A 23899-nucleotide genomic window follows, 5' to 3' on the forward strand; every position below is an offset into this window, starting at 1 on the left:
GTGCCGGCGTCCAGGGGCCAGCGTGTCCGTCGCCCCCACGTGCCCGCCGCCTCACAAGTGCTCGTAGACGTCCTCGAGGTCGAGGTCGCACGCGATCATGAGAACCTGCAGGTGGTAGAGAAGCTGAGAAATCTCTTCGGCGGTGCGGTCCGGGCCCTCGTGTTCGGCGGCCATCCACACCTCTCCGGCCTCCTCGATTACCTTCTTGCCAATGGCGTGGCGCCCCTCCTGTACGGCCTGGACGGTTCCGGAGTCCGGGTCCTGCTGGTCGACCTTGTCGGCGAGCTCGGCGAACAGTTCCTCGAAGCGTTTCATGACACGGGAGGGTCGGGGAAGGGAGTCAACGACAGAATACAGGACGGGCCCGCCCTCGAAAACGACCCGACGGACGATTGGCGAAGAATTCAGGGCGGCCGGCCCTCCGGCCCGTCGATGAACTCTCCAGAATCCGAGTCGCGGAACGGCCGGCGGCGTGTGGGGACCGTAAAAATTCGCGAAGGGGCGTTCGGCGGACTTGCAGGTTGGCGGTCTGCTTTAGTATGTTCTGAACCCAGCACACAGTCCTGTACAAACAAATCGACACACCCGCGCCCATGTCCAATTTGCTCTCGCTCCAGTCGTCGCACACGGCCCTCGTCGACGCGCTCCGTGAGGAACGGGCGTCCGCGCTTCTCCAGGCGGTTGGCGTGGTTGGCTTTGCCCTACTGACGGCCATTGCGGCGCAGGTGAGCTTCCGGGTGTACCTTTGGGAGGTCCCCATTACCCTGCAGACGGCGGCCGTCTACGCCAGTGGGTTGTACCTCGGCTGGCGCAACGGCCTGCTTGCGCAGGCGCTGTACCTGGGGCTCGGCCTCTTTCTGCCGGTGTTTGTAGGAGACGGGTACGGCACGAGCTACCTCTTCGGCGTGGTCTCGTCCGGCTACCTGCTTTCCTATCCGCTCGCGGCGGCGGCCATCGGGGCCCTCTCGAAGCGGTGGAACGCGTTTTCCGGAAGCACGCTCGCCTCGATGGTCGGGGCCGGGATTGTCTTCGTGTGCGGCGTCGTGTGGTTGCACTACGCGGCCGGGCACGGCACCTGGATGGAGTCGATCGACAAGGGCTTTCTCCGCTTCGCGGTGATCGACCTGGTGAAGGTGCTCGGCGTCGGTCTTCTCTACAGCGGGACGCGGTACCTGGCCCGCGACGATGCGTAGCGGTCGGAGGGCGCGGGGACGGCGGGTGTGGTGGGGCCCCCGCCCTCTCTACAGGTCGTTGAGATCGACCTCCTCCTTGATGGCCTTGTAGGCCTCCCAGGAGATGAGCACGGCGTGCGGTTCATTGTTCTTCTGAATGAGTACGCCGTTGTTCGTCGATTGGACCTGCTCGATGAGGTTGGAGGTTTCCGACCGCAGCTCGGTGATGGTTGCGACGGCGTCTACGCCTTCGGTATTGTACATTGGTGGGGGGAAGAGACTCGTGCAGAAGGTGACGATTCACTGGGCGGACGCATAATCACGGGCGACCGTGATTTCTGTCCTTGGAGTTCGTGAAGTCTATCCCACGATTTCCAAAGAAACTACTTCATTCTTTTGGGAAAGATCCCGGGACAAGGACAGAAAGAACTGAGGTGAGCGAGAGAAATACAATACGAGAAGTGTGTGGACGGATGTGTCGCAGATGACCTCCATCATCCACGTCTGCATCGCCGGCCCCCCTTGCCACGTGCGGCGCCCTCCTGCGGGCGGCGAGGGGCTGGAGCGCCTCGGCGTGGCAACCTGGGTTCCGGTCGCGAACGCGTGTCGGTTCACCCTCTAGGACACTGGTCGCTTCCCGGAAGACGGCGTCGTGCACGGAGCGCTTCTCCGTCTTCGAGACCCGCAGGCATGGACGGCGCTCGGAAGGGCACGAGCCGGGTAACAAAAACCGCCTTCATTTTGTGCGACGGCGGGTGTCTCTCGTTACGCCTGCCGACCGTACGGGCCGTTCTCGAAGCGCTTCGTGCGGAGGACGCCCTCGACGCATTGGTGGTCTGCATGCCCTGTGCGGAAGCCCGGGGCATTCGGCCGGAAGACCGTGCGCCGTGGGCCACGTCCGGTGCGGCCGACGACCTGGCATGGCAGGCGGCCGGGCACGACACGACGATGACGTTCCGAGTGGGGACCGGGCGACGCGGCCGACCGCTGGGACGCTCGGCAAATACCCAGCCGCCCCGAAGCGGGCATGGTATTTGTCCGGTAACGTTGGGGAATCCTTCTCCGAAGAAACCGCCTCCTCATGCCCCAGTCGACCCCGCTTGTTCCCAGTGCCCTGCGGAGCCTTCTCGTGCTCGTTGCATCCGTGGGGACGGTGGGATGTGCCACCCTCATTCACGGGTCCTCGCAGGAGATTGTGGTGGAGTCCACCCCCTCCGAGGCGCAGGTCGAGGTGAACGGCCGTCCCGTCGGGGAGACGCCCACGACGACGGTTCTGAAACGGAACCGCGAGTACTCCATCAGCATCTACCAGGAGGGGTATGAGCCCCACCACACCACCCTTCGTCCGGGGCGCAGCCTCTGGGCCACGGTCAACCTGCTAAACTTTTTCGTCCCGGGCCTGCTCGTGGACGCCTCCACCGGGGCGTTGTATTCCCTCGACCCCGGCACCGTGGCCCCCGAACTGCAACCCGTTGACTCAACCGCGGTCGACCGGCCCCCGTCCGACCAGGAGGGCGGGGCGCCGTAGCGCCTGTGCGGAACCGGGGCGCTCCTGCGGTGAAAACGAGGGCGGCGACGGTGTGTCCGCCCCGGCGCTCGCACCCGGGTGCCACCACTACAGAGCGGCGCCCACAGGACTAATCGATCGACAGCTCACTCACGCGCTGCTCGGCCTCCTCCAGCCGGTCGAGGCATTCGTTGGCCAGGGCCACGCCCTCCTCGTAGGCGTCCAGGGCCTCATCCAGCGAAGGGGAATCGTCTTCGAGGGTGTCGACGATGTCTTCGAGGCGCTCCAGGGTGTCTTCGAACGTGCGGTCGGCGGCGTCGGGGGCGTCGGGCATGGGGGGCTGAAGGGAAGCAGTCGGGCGAAGGAAGAGACGAGAGGGGTCAAAAAACCCTTGTTCAAATGCGTTGAAAGCCGGGTCGGTTCGGGAAGAAGGGATGGACGGGGACCGTGGCGGTGTCTATCCTGTGCCGTGAATGTGGCTCGTTTCCTTCACCATGCTCTTTTCCTGCTATGGACCTCGGACTTCAGAATCGGACCGCTATCGTCACCGGCGCGAGCCGCGGCATCGGCAAGTACATCGCACAGGCCCTCGCCCGCGAGGGGTGCGACGTGGCCATCTGTGCACGCACCGCCTCGGACCTCGACGAAGCCGCGGCGGAGGTGCGGGAGGAGGGGGCGGAGGTGCTCGCCCTGCCCATGGACGTGACGGAGGCGGGGGAGCCGGAGCGCCTCGTTGAGGAGACCTACGACCGATTTGGGCGCATCGACACCTATGTCGGCAATGTGGGCGGCAACCGACGGGGCAGCTTCGAAGAACTGTCCGACGAGGACTGGGAAGACCTGATGGACCTGAACTTCATGTCGCACGTCCGCGTGAGCCGGGCGGCCGTTCCCCACATGCGGGAGGTGGAGGGCGCCTCCATCTGCTACATCTCGTCCATCTTTGGGCGGGAGCTCGGCGGCGCGGGGTTGTCTCTCTACAACACCACCAAATCGGCCCTCATCAGTGTAAGCAAGGTGATGGCCCAAGACCTTGCCCCCGAGATCCGCGTCAATAGCGTGGCGCCAGGCTCCATCCGATTTTCGGGGGGCAGCTGGGACCAGCGTGTGAAGGAGAACCCGGACGAGATGGAGCAGTTTGTCGAGGAAAACATCGCGATTGAGCGCTTCGGGCGGGCCACAGAAGTGGCCGACGCCGTCACGTTTCTCTGCTCCGAGCGGGCCAGCCTCATCACCGGGGCCTGCATCAACGTGGACGGCGGCCAGAGCCAGTCGCTGATCTAGGCGCGGCGGCTACTCGAAGCGGGTAAAGGTGGCCCGGACGCGGCGGGTCTGCGGCTCGGAGGGACGCCACTGCACGAGAATGGGGCTCTGGTAGCGGCCCTGTTCGATTGTCCCTTCGCCGTTGGCCTCGTCCTCGGTCACGAGCAGGCTGACCGACCGCTTCATCCGCAGGAACCGCTCGGCCGGCACCGCGAGGCACTTGTCGATGATGCGCTCGATCAAGGACTCGCTTAGTCCCAGGGCATCAACGACCTTGTTGACGAGCCGGACGAGGTCGTACTTCGCGTAGTTCTTGGCCTTGTTGGGAATGGCGCCGGGGTCGCGGAGCATGTTGCGGCCCTTCCGCGCCATGAACTGCAGCGGGTCCTGAAGCACCTCCACCAGGTCGTGCTTCATCAGGAGGGTCTCGTACTCGTTCACCGTGAGGCCCACGTGCTTCTCCTCGGGGACAAGTTCGAGGTGCACGCGGCCCGTGCTGATCCCGCGTGCGGCCAGCCGCTCGTGCAGCGCCTTAAAGATGCCGAGCCGCGGGTCCCGTAGGCTCACCGAGTCGATGGAGTGGTCGGAGACCGGCACCTCGAGTTCGGCCTGGTCGACGATCCGTTCGTTGTCGTACCCGATGACGGTCGTGCGGCGCTCGCGGCGGTCCTGGTTGTCCTTGTTGATTCCGTCCAGGTCAATGAAAAAGACCGGCCGGGCCGGGGTGCTGGGGTACGTGACGCAGTTTTCGAGCCCCGAGCCGATGAATGTGAGGTGGGAGTCGGCGTTGCGGGGCTCCGTGCGGCGCTGCTTCGGACTCAGCTCCTTCCGAAGGTGGAGCTGGTCGTGCTGGTAGTCCGCCCCGTAGGGAAAGAGCTCCCGAAAGGGATCTAGAAACTCGTGGACCTGGTCCTGGCACTGGTCGAGCCGGTTGCAGATGGTTTCCTCCAGGTAGCCGGCCGTCGTGTGGTACGAACAGTAGAGGGCCTGTTCGTGGTTGCGCAAGAACCCTTCGGCTTCCTGCTCCACGTGCTGATTTACGTCGATGACGTCCACGCGCTGCTCCGGCTGAAACTGAATCGTAAGTTGGGTCGGGTCCGAAGCCATAGATCGCGGGACGTTGACAGTCGGGCCGGCCGTGGGGCAGAGAGGCGAAAAGGCGGTGGGCATGCCGGGCCATCATTGGAAAAGGGGATAACGGCACCCGGCAAAGAACGGTCGGATGTACAGCCTACAAACAGGGCGGTTCCTGGTCAAGGCCTTGCGCTCCCTTCCCGTGTGCCCCGTGTGCAGGAGGGGGGCGAGACGCCGACTTTACGATGCCGTGACATCTTCGGCAGGGGGGGAATGGGCGTGGGGACAACCGCCTGGGCGCCTGGGGAGGGGGACCGCCAGGGTCATCCATCGTCCGGAAGCACCTCGGCGTCGCGGTGCCCGTCCTGGAAATGGAGCCGCACCCGGTCGCCGCCCCGAAGCGACTCGGCGGATTGGACGGACGTGCCGTCTTGAGTAAGGTGCACGTAGCCCCGGCGCAGGGGCTGCTCGGGGTCGAGGGCGTGCAGGCGGTCGCGGAGACGCGTGAGGCGCGTGCGGGCCCGGTCGACGGCCCGGGCGCCGCCCCGCCCCAGTCGGTCCACGAGGGCGTCGAGGTGCTGGCGGTGCTGCTCCAGGCGACGGGCCGGGGCGTGGAAGGCCCGCGACGCCACGAGCGCGTCGACGCGCTGGCGGGCATTCTGGAGGCGGCCCGTGACCCGGGAGCGGAGGCGGTCGTGTAGGGCGCGCACGCGATCGGCCACATCCCGTCGGTCCGGCACCACGCGTTCGGCCGCCGCGGACGGCGTGGCGGCCCGCTCGTCGGCCACGAGGTCGGCAATCGTCACGTCCGACTCGTGCCCCACGGCGCTCACGACCGGCAGATCGGACGCGTCGAGCGCCCGCGCCACCACCTCCTCGTTAAACGCCCACAGGTCCTCGGTGGAGCCGCCGCCCCGGCCTACGATCAACAGGTCGGGCCGCTGGGCGTCGCCCGTGGGCAGGTCGTTGAAGGCCGCCACTGCGTCGGCGACGGCCCGGGGGGCGTCGAGGCCCTGCACCGTCACCGGACACAGCACCACCTCGGCCGGCGGAAACCGGCGCGCCAGGCCCGACTGGATGTCGTGGATCGCCGCCCCCTGGCCCGACGTGACGACGCCAATGGTGTCGGGGAACGCGGGCAGTGCCTGCTTGCGCTCGGGGGCGAAGAGCCCTTCCGCCTGCAGCTTCTGCTTGAGCGCCTCGAACGCCTTCTGCTGGGCCCCCTTGCCCGCCTGTCGCATCGCCTGCGCCTGAATCTGCAGGTCGCCCCGCCGTTCGTAAACGGAGGCGTGGCCGTTCACGCGGACCTGCATGCCCTCCTCGGGCTCGAAGTAGACGTACTGCGTGAGGTGCTTCCACATCACACAGCGGATCTGTGCATCCTCGTCCTTGAGGCTAAAGTAGCAGTGGCCGGACGCGGCCCGCGTAAAGTCGGACAGCTCCCCCTCCACCCACACGTCGTCGTAACGGTCCTCGACCAGGTCGCTCAGCCCGCGGGTCAGTTCGGCGACGCTGAGCACGGGATCGTCGGAAGTGTTGTTCGTGGGGGACATCTGTTACAGGAGCGGCTGCGGGACAGTGACGTACATCGTGGGGGCCGGAAAGCGACGGCCCATGGACGAATGGGGGACGGGGCGGAGAGATTCCGTCCGGCCGCCCGGCTTCAGGAAATGTTACGTGAGAGGTTTTTGAACGCCGGACCCTGCAGGGGCCCGCAGGGGCCCACCCCCGGCACACCGTGTGCGCCGCTCCGTACAGCATGTTGACTTCGGCCGCTCACTCTTCGATACATTGTGCAGGCGTCATGTCCGATCCCATCCGCATCCAGTTCGTGTGCCTCGGCAACATCTGCCGGAGCCCCCTCGCGAAAGCGGTCTTCCGCGACAAGGCAACGCAGGCGGGCCTGGTGGAGCACTTCGAGATCTCATCCTCGGGCACCGGCAGCTGGCACGTCGGCGACACGGCGGACGACCGGATGCGCCGGACCGCCCAGCGCAATGACCTCTCGCTGGAGGAGCACCGTGCGTCGCAGTTCGAGGCCGAAGACCTGGAGCGGTTCGACCACATCTTCGTGATGGACAAGAGCAACCTGAACGATGTCCTCCACCTCGACGAGGGCGACCAGTACGGCGGCAAGGTGCGGCTCTTCCGCGAGTTCGATCCGAAGCCGGACGACTACCAGGTCCCGGATCCCTACCAGGGCGGGCGCAAGGGGTTCGAACGGGTCTACGAGATCGTCGAGCGGACCGCGGACATGCTCCTTCATCGCCTCGCCGACGAGTACGACCTGATCGACGTCGAGGACGAGCAGGAGGGAGCCGAAGAGCAGGAGCCCGGCCACTGATCCGGCCCCTTCCCGAGTGGGCGGCGACGCCCGTCGCGCTCGTTTCGTGCCCGCGCCCAGTCCCACACTCCATCGTATGCTGCCGGATGCGCTCCGTGACCCCCTGGAGGAGCGGCTCGACGCAACGATCGAGTCGGTGGCGTCCGTCCGGGGCGGATGCATTGCAAACGCGTGCCGCCTTGAAACCGACGCCGCGCCGTTTTTTCTGAAGTACGGCCCCGATGAGGTGGCGCGCACCTTTCCCGGCGAGGCGGCGGGCCTGGAGGCCCTCGGCGCGGCTAACAGCCCCCTCGTGGTGCCGTCGGTCCACGACACCGCGCCCGCCACCGACGACCGTCCGGGGTTTCTCGTCATGGAGTGGGTCAACCCGGGGCGCAAGGGCCGGCGCTTCTGGGACCGGTTTGGGAACGGGCTCGCGGCCCTGCACCGCCACACCGCTGACGCGTACGGGTTTGGCCCGGACAACTTCATCGGCCGACTGCCGCAGTCGAACGCGTGGACCGACGACTGGCCGACGTTCTTTCGGGAGCAGCGGCTGGCGCCGCAGGTGGACATGGCGCGGGAGCGCGGCCGGTGGCGCGACGGCTGGGGGACGGCGCTCGCCACCCTCTACCGGCGCCTTCCAGACATCCTCCCCAGGTCGCCCGAGCCGTCCGTCCTGCACGGCGACCTCTGGAAGGGCAACTACCTGGTGACCGCCGTCGGCGACCCGGCCCTGGTCGACCCCGCTACGTACTACGGCCACCGCGAGGCGGATCTGGCCATGACCGAACTCTTCGGCGGCTACGACGACCGCTTCTACGACGCCTACCGGTCGGCGTGGGGGCTGGCGCCGGAATACGAGACGCGCCGCGACGTCTACAACCTCTACCACCTCATCAACCACCTCAATCTCTTCGGGGGCGGCTACGCCGCGCAGGTGGAGGACACCCTTCGTCCCTTCAAGTAATTGAGGCAGTCGACGGGAGGCTACAGGCGGACGGTCATGTCGTGATCGACCGTCACGAGGCAGGAGAGGCGCCCCACGCCCATGCCGCTGAGTGTGCTGTCGAGGGCCTGCGTGGGCGGAGGGGCGCCCTCCACGATCTCGACCACGCACAGGCCGCAGTGGCCCCGCCCCCCGCAGTTGGCAATGTCCGTAACGGCATTGTGGGGCGAGTGCCCGTGGCGGCGCAGGGCCTGTCGCAGCGTGATGCCCGGCTCGGCCTCGATCTCGTGTTGGTCGGCCTCGGTCTGTACGGTAATTGTGTGCGTGTCGGTCGTGGGGGCGGTCGTGCTCATGGCGGGGGGGCGGGTAGACCGGAACAGTGAAGGGATGGGCGTTAGGCCGCCGTCTCGTTGGGCGGGTCGGCCAGTTGGTACTGGACGCGACGATACAGCAGGGTGGCGGCGGTCCCCCACAGGGCCACGCCGAGGGGCGCGGCGCCCCACCACGAGAGGCCGGTGAGAATGTGCACGGCGTCGGCGAGGCCCGCGGCCACAAACACGAGGGCCACGGCGAAAATGATGGAGTCGCGGACGATGACCTGGTCGGCATCCATGGACATAGGCGTACGGGAGGTTGAGTAGGCAGTCGATTCGGGAAGGGCACAACGGGGTGGGGCTACGGCACGTACCAGATGCCCCGCGCCGGATCCAGCCACTCGCCCACGACGATGTGGGGCAGCGCCAGGAGACAGACGAAAATGGTGTAGAAGGCCACCGCCCCGCCGAGCAGCCCGGCGCCGCCCAGGGGATTCGGGACGAGCACGTAGAGGCCGGCCATGAGCCCGAACGTGACGAGCGCCCCTACGACCATCGCCGCCCAGGTGAGGGGGAGCGACAACCGGTCCGGTGCCGGGGCGTCGGACGCGACGGCCGTGGTGCGGGCGGTCTGGCGCAGGGTATACCAGAGCGGGAAGTAGAGGCCCACCGCCAGCATCATGGGGACGAACGTGAAGTAGGCGACCAGGAGCGTGGTCTCGGCCACATCCGTGAGCCACGCCCTCGACAGGCCCCCGGTATACAGCCCCCCACCGAGGTGGGCCACGAGGGCGAGGCCGTAGACCGTGCCCACCGCCACCTGCACGTCCGGGAGGCGCGTGGCCAGCGGCAGGGGGCCCGCCGCGCCGAAGATGTGCACCATGTAGGTGGAGAACGTCACGTAGACGCCGGGCCAGGCCAGCAATGGCACCAGCATGACGGCGCCGCCCCGCACGAAGGCCGCCAGGCCGCGCTGCCACGACGACTTCAGGTGCTCGGTCCCGCACAGGGCGTCCATCACCTTCAGCCCGCCGTGCCCGCCCTTGATGACCGCCGTGGAGAAGGCCAGGCCGAGCGCCACGACGGGCGCCACGAAGAAGAAGCCCACGAAGCCGGCGAGGAAGGCGAGGTACAACACGATGTACCGCAGGCTGAAGGAGACGCGGCGGTGGCGCAGGTTCTCAAAGTGCTCGTAGCCGCCGTGGGGCAGGTTGAGGGCCACCATTCCGATGAGGTACCCCACCATCTGCGCCTCCATCGAGAGCGACACGTCGAGCAGCGCGGCAAGGCCCCCCCCGACCGCCAGGGCCCCGAGGGTGATGCGCGAGCCCCACACGGCGAGCGTCGCGGGGGACTGCGCCGGGGCCTGGCGTGGGGGAGCAGAGACCGACGAAGCAGCAGGGGAAGCCATGGGGGAGAAGGGCTGCGTGAGAAGGCGGGTGAGAGGGCTACGCGGGGGTGTCGGCGGCGATGGCCTGGGCGGTCTGCTCGCCGCTAATCAGGCACATCGGCAGTCCGACGCCCGGCTGCGTGTCCGCGCCGGTGTAGTAGAGCCCTGGGGCCGTGTCGGCCCGGTGAGCGGGGCGCAGCGGGCCGGTTTGCCACAGCGTATGGGCGAGGCCGAGGGCGTTGCCCTTCGGCTGCCCGAAGTGGTTCGCGAAGTCCGAGACGCAGGCCTCGTGCTCCACTGTGATGCGGCCCCGAAGGTCGACTGCGTGCTCGGCCAGATCCTCCAGCACCCGCTCGCGCATCCAGGCGCGACGGGCCGGCCCGTCGTTGAGCCCCGGTGCAATGGGCACCAGAATAAACACCGAGTGGTGCCCATCGGGGGCGTAGGAGCGGTCGGTTTTGGAAGGAACGTGAATGTAGTAGGCCGGATCGGTGGGCCACCCGGGGTCGTCAAAAATCGTCTCGAAGTGTGCGTCCCAGTCCACGGGAAGCACGAGGGAGTGGTGGCGGAGCGGATCCACGTCGCCCTCCACGCCCAGGTAGAGCAGGTAGGCGGACGGGCCGTAGGTCTGCCCGTCCCAGTGCGCGTCGTCGTGGTCCCGCTGGTTGGGCGGAAGGAGCGTCCGCTCCACATGGGCCGGGCTGGCATTGGCCACGACACAGTCGGACGCCTGCGTGTCGCCGTTCGTGCGCACCCGCATGCCGTCTCCGTTCGGCTGGATTCTGGAAACGGGGGTGTTGCGCTCAAGGGTGACCCCGAGGCGATCGGCCAGGTCCACGAGGGCGTCGACGAGCACCTGCATGCCGCCCACCGGGTGAAAGACGCCCTGGTTGAAGTCGACGTGGCTCATCAGCGTGTACAGGGCGGGCGTGTTGTAGGGCGAGCCCCCGAGGAAGACCAGTTTGTACTCCAGAAGCTGGCGCAGCTTCGGGTGCTCCACGTAGCCCCCCACGTGGCGGTCCATCGACCGAAGCAGGGGCAGGGCCCATGCCGCGCGCAACAGGTCACCGTCGAGCCAGTCCCGGAGCCGCGCCCGCCGGGGATAGACAAACCGGTCCATTGCGAGCTCGTAGACGGCCTCGGCGTGGTCGAGGTACTGACGGAACGCGTCGGCCGCCCCGTCCTCGTAGGCCTCAAGCTTCGGCGCAAGGGCGTCCGGGTCGGCCGGCACGTCGAGCCGGTCGCCATCCTTCCAGAAAACGCGGTAGCTCGGGTCGAGGCGCTCCAGCTCGTACGCCGCGTCGACGGACGTGCCGAACGACTCGAAGAAGCGTTCGAACACCTCCGGCATCAAGTACCAGGAGGGCCCTGAGTCGAAGCGAAACCCACCGGACGCGAACGAGCCGGCCACCCCCCCGAGGTCGTCGTGCTGTTCGAACAGGGTGACGTCGGCCCCGGCGTCGGCGAGGTGACACGCCGCCGAGAGTCCGCCGATGCCGCCGCCTACAATGGATACAGAGTCCGGAACCGTCATGAATGCTGTGGCCCTGGGTGCGTCAACGTAGCACTATCTCTATTCGTGCGTGGAGAGAGAAGATTCTCTATTTCAGATAAAAACATGTTCTTTTCTCTAAAGTAACGTTCTGCGCTGGGGACCGCCGGGCTCCTCCATTACCCTTGATACTGTAGTGCCGGAGGGCGCTCCGGCCGGTATTGCTTCTGAGCCTTGCACGTGATCGTCCTCACCAGTCTCCGTTCGCCCATGCCTGCTCTCTCCCCCGACGCGCTTCTCGTCGACCTCATAGACGAACGGCCCACCCGGGCCCGCATTCTCGACCGACTCGGCATCGACTGGGGCCGGATGGGCGACCGCTCCCTCGCGGAGGCCTGCGAGGCGCAGGGGCTCGACCCCGAGACGGTCGCCCGGATGCTCGACGTGGCGGTCGAGACCGTGCCCACCGAGGGCAATCCCGAATGGCTGTCCGTCTCCCTGCCGGACCTGATGGACCACATCCAGTCCACGCACCACGACTACCTGCGACGGGCGCTGCCCCGCCTCTCGAAGCGCCTGAAGAGGGCACGCCGGGCCCCGGACGCGGAGGCGTCCCCGTGGTTCGAACGGGTCCGCGGGGCCTTTCAGGCCTTGAAGTCGGACCTGATGACGGCCCTCCGGCGGGAGGAAGAGTACGTATTTCCCGCCATCCGGACCGTTGCCGAGGGACGGGTGCTGCCCGACGGGTCCACCCCGAGCCGGGAGACGCTCCGGCACATGGCGGACCAGCACGACGACACGAAGACGAAACTGGGGCGTCTCCGGTCGCTGACGGATGGCTACCAGGCGCCGGAGGGGGCGGATCGGGGGCTCCAGGACGTGATGAATCGACTGCACGAGCTGGAGGTGGACCTGCGCCGCCACCTCCACGAGGAGCTCCACATCCTCTTCCCCCGCGCGGAGTCGCTCCTCTGATCGCCGCCCGTGCGCCGTCTCCTCCTGTAGATTGTGTGCCCTGCCATGAACGTTGACCTTGACCTCCTTCGCCAGTACAACCAGTCGCTTCCCCGCTACACGAGCTACCCGACCGCCCCGCACTTCGGGGAGGGCGTGGGGCGGGAGACCTTTCGGGCAGAGGTGTGGCGGGCCAACACGGCCGCGCCCGAGGCGCCGCTCTCGCTGTACCTGCACCTGCCCTTCTGCCGGCAGCTCTGCTACTACTGCGGGTGCCACATGAAGGTCACGCACGACCCGGAGCGCATCGCGAAGTACCTCCGCTACCTGAGGCGCGAGATCGATTTGCTGGCCCCGATGCTGTCGTCGGGCCGGCCCGTGACCCAGGTGCACTGGGGCGGCGGCACGCCCACCCTGCTGTCCCCGGAGCAGATCCGGGAGCTGGGTGAGCATCTTCGCGACCGCTTCCGGGTGGCGCCCGACGCCGAGATGAGCATCGAGGCCGACCCTCGGGGGCTGACGGAGGACCACATCGCCGCGGCCCGCGAGATCGGGGTGAATCGTCTGAGTCTCGGGGTGCAGTCGTTCGACCCCACGGTGCAGGAGGCCATCAACCGGGTGCAGCCGGAGCGGCTCACGCGAACCGCCGTGCAGTGGGCGCGAGACCACGGCATTGAGAGCGTCAACCTCGACCTGGTGTACGGCCTTCCCCACCAGACGCCCGACACGATGGCCGACACGCTCGGCGGGGTCGTGGACCTCGCTCCGGACCGGATTGCGCTGTACAGCTACGCGCACGTCCCGTCCGTGCTGGAGCACCAGCGCCTCATCCCGGAGGAGGCGCTGCCGGCCCCGACCGGGCGGCTGCGGCTCTTCAAGCAGGCGCTTGAGAGGCTGACGACTACGGCCGGCTACCGGTTCATTGGGCTGGACCACTTCGCGATGCCGGACGACGAGCTTGCGCTCGCACAGGACAACGGCACGCTCCGCCGGAATTTTCAGGGCTACTCGACCCGCGCCGGGGCCGACGTCTACGCTTTCGGCGTTTCCGGCATTCACCAGCTCTCGGGGCTCTACGCCCAGAATACGAAGAACCTGCGCACGTACTACGACCAGATCGACCAGGGCGAGCTGACCGTCTATCGGGGCTATCGACCGACCCAGGAGGATCGGCTGCGGCGCCACGTCATCATGCAGCTCATGTGCAACGCCGAGGTGCAGAAGGGAGCGGTCGAGGCGCGATTCAACGTCGACTTCGACGCCCACTTCAGCGCGGCCCTCGACCGCCTGCACCCCCTGGAACAGGACGGGCTCGTCGCGCTGGGCCCGGACGCGATCACCGTGCGTCCGCCGGGGCGGCTCCTCGTGCGCAACATCGCCTCGGCGTTCGACGCCTACCTGCACGACGCCGCTTCCCACGAACAGCCGGCCTACTCCGAAAGCGTATGAGGCAGGGGGACTGAGCCTCTACGCGCACACGCATCTCACCGATTTTGACCGTCGCATGTCTCGCAGCCATCCACACACGCTCATCATCGGTGCCGGCATTATCGGGCTCTCCATCGGGTGGGAACTGGCCCGGGCTGGGGGGCACGTGGTCCTCTTCGAAGCCGGCGAGGCCGGGCGCGGAGCCTCCCACGTGGCGGCGGGAATGCTCGCGCCGGACGCCGAACTCGAATTTGAGGAGACCACGCTCCACGCCCTCAACACGGAGAGCCGCCGGCGCTGGCCCGCCTTTGCGGATGCCCTGGAGGCGGACACGGGGGCGGACGTGGGGCTGCGGACGGAGGGCACCTTCATCGTGGCCGACGACCGCGACGCCGCCGAGGCGCTCCAGCGCCGCCATCGTTTTCAGCGGGATCAGGGGCTGGACGTGGAATGGTGGTCCGGCGACGAGGCCCGCGCCCAGGAGCCGTTTCTGGCGCCGCGCCTCTCGGCGGCGCTCTGGTCCCCGAATGATCATCAGGTTGACAACCGATCGGTGGTGGACGCGCTGCAGACGGGCGTGCGGAAGCACGGGGGGCGCCTGCACGAGCATACGCCGATCGAGGCAGTGGATCCCGACGCAAGCCGCCCCGCCGTGGTAACGGCAGACGGAGACCGCGTGGAAGGAGACACCGTGGTTGTGGCGGCGGGGGCCTGGTCTCGCTCGCTCGATGGACTCAACGGCGCGCTGCCCATCCGCCCCGTCAAGGGCGAGGCGATGGCATTGGAGGGGACGTCCACCTTCGACCTACGACACGTTGTGCGCGGGCCGGACGCCTACGTGGTGCCAAAGAGCGGCGGGCGCGTGGTGGTGGGCGCGACGGCGGAAGAGGACGGGTTTAACGACGACGTGACTGCCGGCGGGCTTTACGAAAACCTGGAGGGCGGGTGGGAGGTGGTGCCCGGCCTGCTCGACCTGCCCGTCGAATGCACCTGTGCCAGCTTCCGCCCCGCCAGCCGCGACAATGCACCGGTCCTCGGCCCCGTCGCGCCGGGCGTCGTGGCGGCCACCGGGCATTACCGCCACGGCGTTTTGCTGACGCCGATCACCGCCCAGGAGGTGGCCCGCTACATCCGTACCGGTACCCTCTCCGACTGGATCGAGCCCTTCCAGCCGGCCCGCTTCGACACTGTTTCGCCTGACGTAGCACAAACATAGCACTGATTATGTCTTCCTCCCCTTCGGCCCTCTCCCGCATGTCGCCTCCCAACATCATCCAGGGCGGCATGGGCATCGGGGTCTCCAGCTGGCGCCTCGCCCGCCATGTCGCCCGGCGGGGCGAAATTGGCATCATATCCGGCACCGGCATCGACTCCGTGGTCGTGCGTGAGCTCCAAGAGGGCGACCCCCACGACCGACGCCAAATGCTGGCCGACTACCCCGACGAAGAGATTGCCGACCACCTGGTTGAGCGGTTCTATCGGCCGGACGGGCTGCCGGCGGACGAGCCCTACGACCTGCTGAACATGCATCCCTTCGAGCCGTCGGTCCGCTCGCAGCGCATCCTTGCGGCGGCCACCTACACGGAGGTCCGGCTCGCGGCGGCGGGGCACGAGGGGATGATCGGGATGAACCTCCTGGCGAAGTTGAAGCGCTACACGCTGCCCTGCATCTACGGCGCGCTGCTGGCGGACATCGACATTGTCTCCATCGGGGCGGGCATCCCGATGGAGGAGGCGCGCCAGATCCCGAAGCTGGCGGCGGGCGAGCCGGCCGCCCTGCGGCTGGATGTGGACACGAGCCAGGCGCCCGACGCCGACGACGCCTACGCGTACCGGTTCGACCCGGCCGACGTGCTCGACGCGCCCCCGACCCTCGACCGTCCACTGTTCCTGCCCATCATCTCGTCCGACGCGCTGGCCCGCATCATGGACGCCAAACTGCCAGACCGGCGCGTGGATGGATGGGTGGTGGAGGGGCCCGTTGCGGGGGGGCACAACGCCCCGCCCCGAAACAAGAACTACGCGGACGACGGCACGCCGCTGTACGACGAGCGCGACGAGGCGGACCTGGAGGCGATTCGATCCCTCGGGAAGCCGTTCTACCTGGCGGGCGGACACGGCTCGCCCGAGGGCCTCCGGGCCGCCCACGAGGCGGGTGCCGCCGGCATTCAGGTGGGGTCGCTCTTCTCCCTCACCGACGAGTCGGGCTATCCCCCCAGCACCACGCGCCGCCTCATTCGGGGGCTGCACACCGGAGAGATTGAGGTCAGCACGGAGGGCCGGGTCTCGTCCACCGGCTTTCCGTTCAAGGTGCTCACCGCCGACGGCACGCTGGCCGACGCGGAGGTGTACGAGCGACGGGCGCGCATCTGTGACCTCGGCTACCTGCGCGAGCCGTACCTCGATGAGGAGGGACGCCTGATGGGCCGGTGTCCGGCAGAGCCCGTCAAAACGTACGTCAGCCGCGGGGGCAACGAAGAAGAGACGGAGGGGCGGGCCTGCCTGTGCAACGCGCTGATGGCCAACATCGGGCTCGGCCAGCAGCGAGGGGCGCGCGCCGAGCCGCCCCTGTTTACCGGGGGTGATGCGCTCGAAGACCTTCCGCTCGGGTCGGTCGAGGACCCGCAGTACGACGCCGACGACGTCATTGACTACCTCTACCAGGACGTCCGGCCCCCGCGTGTGTCGAGCCCGTTACGACGGCCGCAGCCGGCCGATTGACGAGGGGGCGGGCGTCCCGGGAGGGGAACGCTGCCAGAACGGACCGGTGCATAATTGTGACACGCACACACCCCGTGTCGACTCTGCGGCACCTTCCCCTCACGGCCCCAACGTCCAGATGCTGCTCTCAAGAAGCTGCGAGTACGGACTGCGCGCGATGCTGTACCTGGGCACCCTCGAGGACGACGAGGCGGCGGAGGACGAGGACGCCGGCCCCACCCGCGAGTACGTCTCGATCCAGACCATCAGCGATGACCTGGAGATCGGCTTCTCGTTCCTGACGAAGGTGTTTCAGCAACTCAACGACGCGGGGCTTCTGACCTCGAAGCGGGGGCCGGGCGGCGGGGTGGCCCTCACCCGCGCGCCGGACGCCATCAGCCTGTACGAAATCGTGGTGGCCATCGACGGGAACGACCTGTTTGAGGAGTGTGTGCTGGGCCTGCCGGGCTGTGGCGAGGCCGAGCCGTGTCCCCTCCACGAGCATTGGACCGAGGAGCGCGACCGCATGAAGACGACCTTCCAGCGGACGGCCCTGAACGAGGTGCCGGACGTGCGCCTCACGCCGTTCGTCGACGACCTGGCGGAGGCCGACGGGGCCTCGGCGTGAGCCTGTCTCGCGCCTCGGCAGGGCCGGCGGCTCACACGAGCCGGTCGCGGATCTCGGGGGCGTAGGAGCGACTCACCCGGACGGTGGTGCCGTCGTCGAGCACGGCCTTGTACCCGCCCGAGCCGTCGCTGTAGAGGTGGTCGATGGCCGGGAAGGCGAGAATGTGGGAGCGATGGACCCGCATAAACCGCGTCGGGGCGAGGCGGTCCTCCAGCGCGCCGATGCCCATCGACGACAGGTAGGTCGTCTCGTCGGTATGGAGCTTCGAGTAGTCGCCCGCCGCCTCCACCCATCGAATGTCGTCGGGGTCGACGGGGATAATTTTGTCGCCGTGGCGCACGTAGAGCCGCTCCGGCGAGTCGTCGGTCTCGGTCTTGGCCTCCTGCAGCAGCGTCGCCAGCTGGTCGGCGTAGGCGTCGTCGTCCCGGTCGTGACGCTCCAGCGCCCGCTCCACGGCGGTCCGGAAGCGGGCCCTCGTGTACGGCTTCAGAAGATAGTCGACCGCCCCCGCCTCGAAGGCGTCAATCGCGTACTCGTCGTAGGCGGTGGAGAAGATGATGTCCGGCAGCGTGTCGATCCGCTCCAGCACGTCGAAGCCGTCGAGGCCGGGCATCTGCACGTCGAGGAAGACGAGGTCGGGGGCCGTCTCGTTGATGGCTTCAATGGCCGCCCGTCCCGTCCCGCACTCGCCGGTCACCTCGATGCGGCCGAGCTCCTCCAGGTACTCCTGGATCAGGCTGCGGGCGGGCGGTTCGTCGTCGACAATGAGGGCACGCACAGGCTGGGGGCGGGATTGGGGGAAAAAAGCAGTGCGGGGCGTTAGGAATCGGCGGCGCCGTTCCGAGGGATGGAAAACCAGACCTTGAAGCCGGTCGGGTCGTTCCGGGCAGTGTGGAGGGCGGCGTCGGGGCCGTAGGTGCGTTCCAGGCGCGTGCTCGTGGTGGCGAGGCCGGTGCCGTCCGTCGAGCCCGCGAGCGGGTCGTCGGCGTCCGGCCCCACGCCGGTATCTTCCACGTGCACGTCGAGTGTGTCGTGCTCGGCGGTCACCGCCACGGTGACCGAGCCGCCGTCCTCGCTCGGGGCGATGCCGTGGCGGAGTGCATTTTCCACAAGGGGCTGCAGTACCATCGGCGGCACCGGGGTGTCCAGCGCGTCGGTGTCGGCGTCGACGTCCATCCGGGCCCGCAGCCGATCCGAAAAGCGGTGCCGCTCCAGGTCGAGGTACCGACGAGTAAAGGCAACTTCTTCCCGCAGCGGAACGAACTCCCGATCCGGACCCTCCAGGGCGTACCGCATCATGTCGGACAGCTTCGCGATCATCTCCCGGGCCTGCTCCGGGTCCTGACGGAGCGTCGCGCTGATCGAATTCAGGGTGTTGAACAGAAAGTGCGGATTGACCTGGGCCTTGAGGGCGGCGAGCTGTTGTTCGCGGGCCATGGCCAAGAATTCGGTGGCCTGCCGCTCCTTCTGCCGGAGGCGCTGGACGTTCCGGACCAGGTGGTAGAGGGAAAACTGGATGATGTAGACCGTGAGGTTGGCGAACAGGATCCACTGGTACTGCGCCCCGATCTCCGCGGCGATGCTGGGGGCAAACACGGCCCGAACGACGGACAGGTACGACTCGAGCCCGCCCCAGGCGTAGAGGGGGCCGAGACACAGGTGCGCGCCGAGGGTCCACCCCCAGTGCGAGCGATCCATCTCGCGCACCGCGACCCACCAGACCGGCACGCTGTAGAGGCCGAGCACGAGAACGAAGATAAGCTGCCCGGCGAGGAGGCCGATGAAGGGGGCGTTGGGCTCCTGCTGGGCGATAAAAAACGCGTAGAGAAACGCATAGAGCGTCCAGCCCGCCGCGGCCAGCCCAACGCCTTTGGCCGTGATCGTCGGTTTCGGTGGGGCCTGGGTCTGGAGGGTGTCCAGGGACGCGTCGAGGTCGGTTGAGGGGGGCACCGACGACATGTCTGCTCGGTTCGTTGCGAAGAAGTCGGTTTGCCAGGGCGGGTTACGACCACCGGAAGGCCCACGCCGCCACGACGGTGCTTGCGAGACCCGTTCCTGCAAGGACGAGCCCCGCCGTCCCGTTCCACTGGCCGTGCAGCCAGGCGTCCTGCAGGAGGCGGGTGACATGGGTGAGCGGCAGGGCGAGGCTCGCGGTCACTAGGCTGCGTCTGATAATTATCGCTTCAGGTATTCCTCGACGAACGCCCAGAGCACCATGGCTTTGTAGTGGCTTGCTTTCTTCTCATATCGGACGACGAGGCGCCGCCGCTCCTTCAGGTGACCAACGCAGCGCTCAACCGTATTTCGGTCGCGGTACCTCTGGTCATCGCAGGTTGGTGGGCGCCCAGGGCCTTCTCGAACACCCTTGCGAGCCGGGATGGCCGACTCGATGCCTCGTTCGGCGAGCCAGCGGCGGATCCAGGCAGCGTCGTAGCCACGGTCTCCAGCGACTGCCTCGGGGCGTTTGCGGGGCCGTCCTCTTTGGCGGGGGACCGATACTTCGTTCATTAGGTCGGTGAAGAAGGCCGACTCGTGGCGCTGCCCGGCCGACAGGACGGCTCCCAGAGGGAGGCCTCGTCGGTCTGTAAGCAAGTGTATCTTTGTAGAGAACCCACCTCGGCTGTAGCCGAGCGCCGGGCCTACGCCTTCGTCCCGCCTGCTTCGGGCCCCTTTTTATCATCGTTTGGTCCGCCAGCGGCGGCTCGGGCGGCCTGTACGATGGTGCTATCCACATTGAACTGGCTCCAATCGATACGGCCCTCTGCGTCGAGTTCCCCTTGAAGATGCCGTACGATCGACTCAAGAGTACCATCTTCGGCCCAGCGTCGGAATCGGTCGTACACCGTTTTCCAGTTTCCATACCGCTTGGGCATATCCCGCCAAGGTGCTCCCGATCGGAGGATCCAGAAGATTCCGTTGATGACCTGCCGGTGATCGTTGTACGGACAACCACGTCCCTCAACTTCCGGCAGGAGGTGTTCGATGCGTTCATACTGCTCGTCAGTGAGTTCATAGCGGCGTCTCGGCATGACAGAAAGGCCCAACCAGTCTAATAGACAGTGCGGGCCGTTCATACAGCCTTTTTATCAGACAGTGCCTAGCCAGTCGGGAAAGAGAAACTGCGGAATGGCCGCCCCCGAGAGAAACAGCATCGGAAAGAAGAGCGCCATCCCGACCGACTGGGCCGCGCGGGCCGTAGGCATCAGGGCGCCGAGCAGGAAGCCGAGGCTCAAGAAGGCGATCCCGGCGAACAGCAGCGCGCCGAGGGCCAGCAGGGAAGATGGGGGCAGGGGCACGGCGTACGCGATGGGGGCGGCGACGAGAAGCAGGGCCGTGCTCACGAGGAGCATCACGAGGTTCACGGCGGCCTGTGTGCCCAGCACGATTGTGGGGCGGAGCGGGGTCGCGCGAAACCGGCGCAGGATGCCCTGATCGCGCTGCGTCGCCAGCGTGATGGGCAGGCTCAGCAGGCCGAGGGATCCGATCGTGAGGGCCACGTAGCCGGGCACAGCGCGCGTGGTGTAGCCGACGTCGCCGGGCGCAGAGGCCGGGCCGTTGCCGAAGATGGCACCGAAGGCGAAGAGGAGAAGGAGGGGAAAGCCCAGCGTGAAGAACGTGGCGGACGGCTCCCGCAGGAAGAGCTTCGACTCGGTCCAGGTGAGCGTGAGGAAGGCCTTCATCGGTCGGACGTGGCTTGGGCGGGGATGCTGAGCAAGGGAAAGGGGGCTGCGTCCAGCCTGACTGGGGGCATGAGTTTCTGCGTCACGAGTCATGAGTCATGAGGGTGCTTTGCTAGGCTGCGTCTGATAATTATCGCTTCAGGTATTCCTCGACGAACGCCCAGAGCACCATGGCTTTGTAGTGGCTTGCTTTCTTCTCATATCGGACGACGAGGCGCCGCCGCTCCTTCAGGTGACCAACGCAGCGCTCAACCGTATTTCGGTCGCGGTACCTCTGGTCATCGCAGGTTGGTGGGCGCCCAGGGCCTTCTCGAACACCCTTGCGAGCCGGGATGGCCGACTCGATGCCTCGTTCGGCGAGCCAGCGGCGGATCCAGGCAGCGTCGTAGCCACGGTCTCCAGCGACTGCCTCGGGGCGTTTGCGGGGCCGTCCTCTTTGGCGGGGGACCGATACTTCGTTCATTAGGTCGGTGAAGAAGGCCGACTCGTGGCGCTGCCCGGCCGACAGGACGGCTCCCAGAGGGAGGCCTCGTCGGTCTGTAAGCAAGTGTATCTTTGTAGAGAACCCACCTCGGCTGTAGCCGAGCGCCGGGCCTACGCCTTCGTCCCGCCTGCTTCGGGCCCCTTTTTATCATCGTTTGGTCCGCCAGCGGCGGCTCGGGCGGCCTGTACGATGGTGCTATCCACATTGAACTGGCTCCAATCGATACGGCCCTCTGCGTCGAGTTCCCCTTGAAGATGCCGTACGATCGACTCAAGAGTACCATCTTCGGCCCAGCGTCGGAATCGGTCGTACACCGTTTTCCAGTTTCCATACCGCTTGGGCATATCCCGCCAAGGTGCTCCCGATCGGAGGATCCAGAAGATTCCGTTGATGACCTGCCGGTGATCGTTGTACGGACAACCACGTCCCTCAACTTCCGGCAGGAGGTGTTCGATGCGTTCATACTGCTCGTCAGTGAGTTCATAGCGGCGTCTCGGCATGACAGAAAGGCCCAACCAGTCTAATAGACAGTGCGGGCCGTTCATACAGCCTTTTTATCAGACAGTGCCTAGACTGTGGTTCTGTATTCGAGACGTGAGGAGACAAGGCGGGATCGTGGGACTCATCGGTGAGGGCGAGGAACACATCCTCCAGGGTAGCGCGCTCGGCGTGCAGGTCGTTTGGCGTGACGCCCGCGTTGGCGAGGCGGCGCACGACGGTCGTGAGGAGGTCCTCCCCGCCTCGCGTCTGCACCTGACCGTCCCCGATCGCGACATCCTGTATGCCGTCCGCCGTGCGCAGGGGATTGGGGTCAAAATCGGGCGGCGCGTCGAACCAGACCCGATACGACGCGTCGAGCCGATCGATGAGGGCCTGTGGCGTATCGAGGGCCACACACTGCCCGTCGTCCATCATGGCCACCCGGTCGCAGAGCGCCTGGGCCTCGTCCATGAAGTGTGTGACGAGAAGGACGGTGGTGCCGGAGGCCCGGACCTCGCGGAGCAGCTCCTGCGTGCCGCGACGCGCCTCCGGGTCGAGCCCCGTCGAGATCTCGTCGAGCACCACGAAGTCGGGGTCGTGCACCAGCGCGAGGGCCACGAAGAGCCGCTGCTTCTGGCCGCCGGAGAGGGCGCCGAACGAGGCGTTCCGCTTGTCCCCCAGGCCCCACCGGTCGAGGAGCGCGTCGCGGTCGGTCGTCTCGGGATAAAAGGAGGCGAACAGGTCGAGGGCCTCGCGGACCGTGATGCGGTCGGGCAGGGCGGCCGCCTGCAGCTGGGCGCCAACCCGGTGGTAGAACGGGTCGCGTGCCGCCTGCTGCGGGTCCATGCCGAGCACGCGCACGGTGCCTTCGTCCGGCTTCCGGAGCCCGAGGGCACACTCGACGGCGGTCGTCTTGCCCGCGCCGTTGGGGCCGATGAGGCCGAAGATCTCGCCCGTCTGTACCTCCAGAGACAGGTCGTCCACGGCGACCGTGGAGCCGTACGTTTTGCGAAGGGACTGCAGGGAGAGGGCTGTGGTCATCGGGGACGGGGGGGCATGTGAGGAAGGGGAAGCATCGATTCGGGCCGGGCCGGCGGATTCATCGTCATGGCGCATGAGTCATGAGTTGAAGGGGCACGATTCGAAGAGTCTGGGGCATTTTCGCGAGACCCTTGGAGGTTGGGTTGAGGGTCTGTTAGCTCTGCTTTTCGTCGAGCTTGGGCAGGAGGACCTGCTTCACCCATCCGTAGTCGGGATTGAGGTCGAGGGCCGTCTCGAAGGCCGTGCGGGCCGGGTCGTACCGCTCGGCGTCCATATGGGCGACGCCGACCCAGGCGTGCGCCTCGGCGTGGCCCCAGCTGGGCATCAGCGGGTCCTCGGTCGAGGCCTGCTCCGCGAGGCGCGCGGCCTTCTTGAACTTCTTGAGGGCCTGTTCTTTGTCGCCCCCGAACATGCCAGGCGCGTAGAAGTCCGACGTGCCGTCGATGATCCACACGCGCGGATTGTTGGGGCCGTGCGCCTTCGCCCGTTTCATGGCCTCGTTGGCCTTCGGGCCCAGCGACATGCCCTGCATCGGGTTCATGCCCATCATTTGCCCGTAGCACCCCGACAGCAGAGCCCAGGCGTCCGCCATCGTTCCGTTGATCTCCGTGGCGCGCTTGAGGTGGCCGATGGCGTCTTCGATCACGCGCTCGCGCCGGTCTTCGTTGTCCTCGGGGAGCCGGTTCGACATGCGGTAGTCGGCGAGGGCGGCGTAGTAGTGGGCCAGCGCCGCGCGGTCGCCCCCAGTGGCCTGCTTGGCCCAGGCGCGGGCCTGCTTCAAGGCGTCGAAGGATCCCTCGTCGGTGGCCTCCCGAATCTGGGTTTTGACCTGCCGGAGAAGCGAGTCGGTCGCTGCGGACCCGAGGGCAGGGGAGGTCGGCGACGCAGGGGCCATCGGCGGGCTCGACCCGCAGGCCACGAGCCCGACCAGAAGAACGCTGCCGAGGAGGAAAGCGAATGTTGTTCGAGGGAGCGTCGGGGTTGAGAGCATGGGGCATTGCGGGATGAGGGAAAAGAGCA

At 67.1% G+C, this 23899-nt stretch carries 27 protein-coding genes; 10 read left to right on the forward strand and 17 right to left on the reverse strand.

Annotated features, from left to right (window positions below; all coding sequences use genetic code 11):
• Positions 1 to 51 precede the first annotated feature (51 nt).
• On the reverse strand, positions 52 to 315 hold the full coding sequence (locus OJA40_RS11910) for a phosphoribosyl-ATP diphosphatase (RefSeq protein ID WP_208426255.1): 264 nt from the start codon (positions 313 to 315) through the stop codon (positions 52 to 54).
• Between the two features lie 278 nt (positions 316 to 593).
• Between OJA40_RS11910 and OJA40_RS11915 the strand changes: the two genes are divergently transcribed.
• Positions 594 to 1193, forward strand: a complete 600-nt coding sequence (locus tag OJA40_RS11915; protein WP_208426256.1) for a biotin transporter BioY — start codon at positions 594 to 596, stop codon at positions 1191 to 1193.
• A 48-nt stretch (positions 1194 to 1241) separates the two neighbouring features.
• On the opposite strand, the gene OJA40_RS11920 is transcribed toward OJA40_RS11915, so the two are convergent.
• Positions 1242 to 1436: a type II toxin-antitoxin system Phd/YefM family antitoxin gene (locus OJA40_RS11920; RefSeq protein ID WP_208426257.1), complete on the reverse strand. Its 195-nt coding sequence runs from the start codon at positions 1434 to 1436 to the stop codon at positions 1242 to 1244.
• Between the two features lie 817 nt (positions 1437 to 2253).
• On the opposite strand from OJA40_RS11920, the gene OJA40_RS11925 reads away from it, so the two are divergent.
• Positions 2254 to 2700, forward strand: a complete 447-nt coding sequence (locus OJA40_RS11925) for a PEGA domain-containing protein (protein WP_208426258.1) — start codon at positions 2254 to 2256, stop codon at positions 2698 to 2700.
• A gap of 109 nt (positions 2701 to 2809) precedes the next feature.
• On the opposite strand, the gene xseB is transcribed toward OJA40_RS11925, so the two are convergent.
• Entirely contained in the window at positions 2810 to 3013 is a 204-nt protein-coding gene (xseB, locus tag OJA40_RS11930; protein ID WP_208426259.1) for an exodeoxyribonuclease VII small subunit, read from the reverse strand.
• Positions 3014 to 3189: 176 nt separating this feature from the next.
• Here xseB and OJA40_RS11935 point away from each other — a divergent pair, with 176 nt between their 5' ends.
• Positions 3190 to 3963 (forward strand): SDR family NAD(P)-dependent oxidoreductase, encoded by a 774-nt coding sequence (locus OJA40_RS11935; RefSeq protein WP_208426260.1) that lies wholly within the window; start codon positions 3190 to 3192, stop codon positions 3961 to 3963.
• A 9-nt stretch (positions 3964 to 3972) separates the two neighbouring features.
• On the opposite strand, the gene OJA40_RS11940 is transcribed toward OJA40_RS11935, so the two are convergent.
• Positions 3973 to 5049 (reverse strand): YjbQ family protein, encoded by a 1077-nt coding sequence (locus tag OJA40_RS11940; RefSeq protein ID WP_263810773.1) that lies wholly within the window; start codon positions 5047 to 5049, stop codon positions 3973 to 3975.
• Positions 5050 to 5339: 290 nt separating this feature from the next.
• Positions 5340 to 6569, reverse strand: coding sequence for an exodeoxyribonuclease VII large subunit (xseA, locus tag OJA40_RS11945; RefSeq protein ID WP_208426262.1), 1230 nt, complete (start codon positions 6567 to 6569; stop codon positions 5340 to 5342).
• A gap of 251 nt (positions 6570 to 6820) precedes the next feature.
• Here xseA and OJA40_RS11950 point away from each other — a divergent pair, with 251 nt between their 5' ends.
• Entirely contained in the window at positions 6821 to 7360 is a 540-nt protein-coding gene (locus OJA40_RS11950) for a low molecular weight protein-tyrosine-phosphatase (protein WP_263790361.1), read from the forward strand.
• Between the two features lie 76 nt (positions 7361 to 7436).
• Positions 7437 to 8309: a fructosamine kinase family protein gene (locus OJA40_RS11955; RefSeq protein ID WP_208426264.1), complete on the forward strand. Its 873-nt coding sequence runs from the start codon at positions 7437 to 7439 to the stop codon at positions 8307 to 8309.
• A gap of 20 nt (positions 8310 to 8329) precedes the next feature.
• On the opposite strand, the gene OJA40_RS11960 is transcribed toward OJA40_RS11955, so the two are convergent.
• Genes OJA40_RS11960 through OJA40_RS11975 form a run of 4 tightly spaced genes read right to left on the reverse strand, consistent with a single transcriptional unit; the run spans position 8330 to position 11526 of the window.
• Positions 8330 to 8641 carry a 2Fe-2S iron-sulfur cluster-binding protein gene (locus OJA40_RS11960; RefSeq protein ID WP_208426265.1) on the reverse strand — a complete coding sequence of 104 codons (312 nt, stop codon included), beginning with the start codon at positions 8639 to 8641 and terminating at the stop codon, positions 8330 to 8332.
• Positions 8642 to 8682: 41 nt separating this feature from the next.
• Entirely contained in the window at positions 8683 to 8907 is a 225-nt protein-coding gene (locus tag OJA40_RS11965; protein WP_013061341.1) for a hypothetical protein, read from the reverse strand.
• A 56-nt stretch (positions 8908 to 8963) separates the two neighbouring features.
• Entirely contained in the window at positions 8964 to 10013 is a 1050-nt protein-coding gene (locus OJA40_RS11970; RefSeq protein ID WP_263810774.1) for a Brp/Blh family beta-carotene 15,15'-dioxygenase, read from the reverse strand.
• Between the two features lie 37 nt (positions 10014 to 10050).
• Complete coding sequence (locus OJA40_RS11975) at positions 10051 to 11526, reverse strand: phytoene desaturase family protein (protein WP_263810775.1); 1476 nt, start codon at positions 11524 to 11526, stop codon at positions 10051 to 10053.
• A gap of 228 nt (positions 11527 to 11754) precedes the next feature.
• Between OJA40_RS11975 and OJA40_RS11980 the strand changes: the two genes are divergently transcribed.
• The 5 genes from OJA40_RS11980 to OJA40_RS12000 all read left to right on the forward strand — a co-directional run bounded on the left by OJA40_RS11980 (position 11755) and on the right by OJA40_RS12000 (position 17194).
• Positions 11755 to 12459: a hemerythrin domain-containing protein gene (locus OJA40_RS11980; protein WP_208426267.1), complete on the forward strand. Its 705-nt coding sequence runs from the start codon at positions 11755 to 11757 to the stop codon at positions 12457 to 12459.
• A gap of 45 nt (positions 12460 to 12504) precedes the next feature.
• Positions 12505 to 13887, forward strand: a complete 1383-nt coding sequence (gene hemN / locus OJA40_RS11985) for an oxygen-independent coproporphyrinogen III oxidase (RefSeq protein WP_208426268.1) — start codon at positions 12505 to 12507, stop codon at positions 13885 to 13887.
• A gap of 55 nt (positions 13888 to 13942) precedes the next feature.
• Positions 13943 to 15082 carry a glycine oxidase ThiO gene (thiO, locus tag OJA40_RS11990; protein ID WP_208426269.1) on the forward strand — a complete coding sequence of 380 codons (1140 nt, stop codon included), beginning with the start codon at positions 13943 to 13945 and terminating at the stop codon, positions 15080 to 15082.
• An 8-nt stretch (positions 15083 to 15090) separates the two neighbouring features.
• Positions 15091 to 16587, forward strand: a complete 1497-nt coding sequence (locus OJA40_RS11995) for a nitronate monooxygenase (RefSeq protein ID WP_208426270.1) — start codon at positions 15091 to 15093, stop codon at positions 16585 to 16587.
• Positions 16588 to 16705: 118 nt separating this feature from the next.
• Complete coding sequence (locus tag OJA40_RS12000) at positions 16706 to 17194, forward strand: RrF2 family transcriptional regulator (protein WP_208426271.1); 489 nt, start codon at positions 16706 to 16708, stop codon at positions 17192 to 17194.
• A gap of 31 nt (positions 17195 to 17225) precedes the next feature.
• Here OJA40_RS12000 and OJA40_RS12005 read toward each other — a convergent pair whose 3' ends face one another.
• The 8 genes from OJA40_RS12005 to OJA40_RS12040 all read right to left on the reverse strand — a co-directional run bounded on the left by OJA40_RS12005 (position 17226) and on the right by OJA40_RS12040 (position 23870).
• On the reverse strand, positions 17226 to 17972 hold the full coding sequence (locus OJA40_RS12005) for a LytR/AlgR family response regulator transcription factor (RefSeq protein WP_263808479.1): 747 nt from the start codon (positions 17970 to 17972) through the stop codon (positions 17226 to 17228).
• A 41-nt stretch (positions 17973 to 18013) separates the two neighbouring features.
• Positions 18014 to 19153: a sensor histidine kinase gene (locus OJA40_RS12010; RefSeq protein WP_263810777.1), complete on the reverse strand. Its 1140-nt coding sequence runs from the start codon at positions 19151 to 19153 to the stop codon at positions 18014 to 18016.
• Between the two features lie 43 nt (positions 19154 to 19196).
• The gene (locus OJA40_RS12015) at positions 19197 to 19352 is read right to left on the reverse strand and encodes a hypothetical protein (protein WP_208425414.1); all 156 of its coding nucleotides are present in this window, start codon (positions 19350 to 19352) and stop codon (positions 19197 to 19199) included.
• Between the two features lie 17 nt (positions 19353 to 19369).
• Positions 19370 to 20223 (reverse strand): IS5 family transposase gene (locus tag OJA40_RS12020; RefSeq protein ID WP_272506845.1). Its coding sequence is split into 2 segments (ribosomal slippage): positions 19370 to 19846 and positions 19849 to 20223, totalling 852 coding nucleotides; the frame shifts between segments, so codons are not numbered across the junction.
• Between the two features lie 57 nt (positions 20224 to 20280).
• On the reverse strand, positions 20281 to 20874 hold the full coding sequence (locus tag OJA40_RS12025; protein WP_208425413.1) for an ABC transporter permease: 594 nt from the start codon (positions 20872 to 20874) through the stop codon (positions 20281 to 20283).
• Between the two features lie 130 nt (positions 20875 to 21004).
• Positions 21005 to 21858, reverse strand: a protein-coding gene (locus OJA40_RS12030; RefSeq protein ID WP_272506845.1) for an IS5 family transposase whose coding sequence is annotated in 2 segments (ribosomal slippage) — positions 21005 to 21481 and positions 21484 to 21858 — 852 coding nt in all. Because the reading frame shifts where the segments join, the coding sequence is not laid out codon by codon here.
• Complete coding sequence (locus OJA40_RS12035; protein WP_263810779.1) at positions 21839 to 22879, reverse strand: ABC transporter ATP-binding protein; 1041 nt, start codon at positions 22877 to 22879, stop codon at positions 21839 to 21841. The genes OJA40_RS12030 and OJA40_RS12035 overlap by 20 nt, the downstream gene beginning before the upstream one ends.
• 154 nt (positions 22880 to 23033) lie before the next feature.
• Positions 23034 to 23870 carry a tetratricopeptide repeat protein gene (locus OJA40_RS12040; RefSeq protein ID WP_263810780.1) on the reverse strand — a complete coding sequence of 279 codons (837 nt, stop codon included), beginning with the start codon at positions 23868 to 23870 and terminating at the stop codon, positions 23034 to 23036.
• Positions 23871 to 23899 lie beyond the last annotated feature (29 nt).

The organism is Salinibacter pepae (assembly GCF_947077775.1).
GTDB lineage: Bacteria > Bacteroidota > Rhodothermia > Rhodothermales > Salinibacteraceae > Salinibacter > Salinibacter pepae.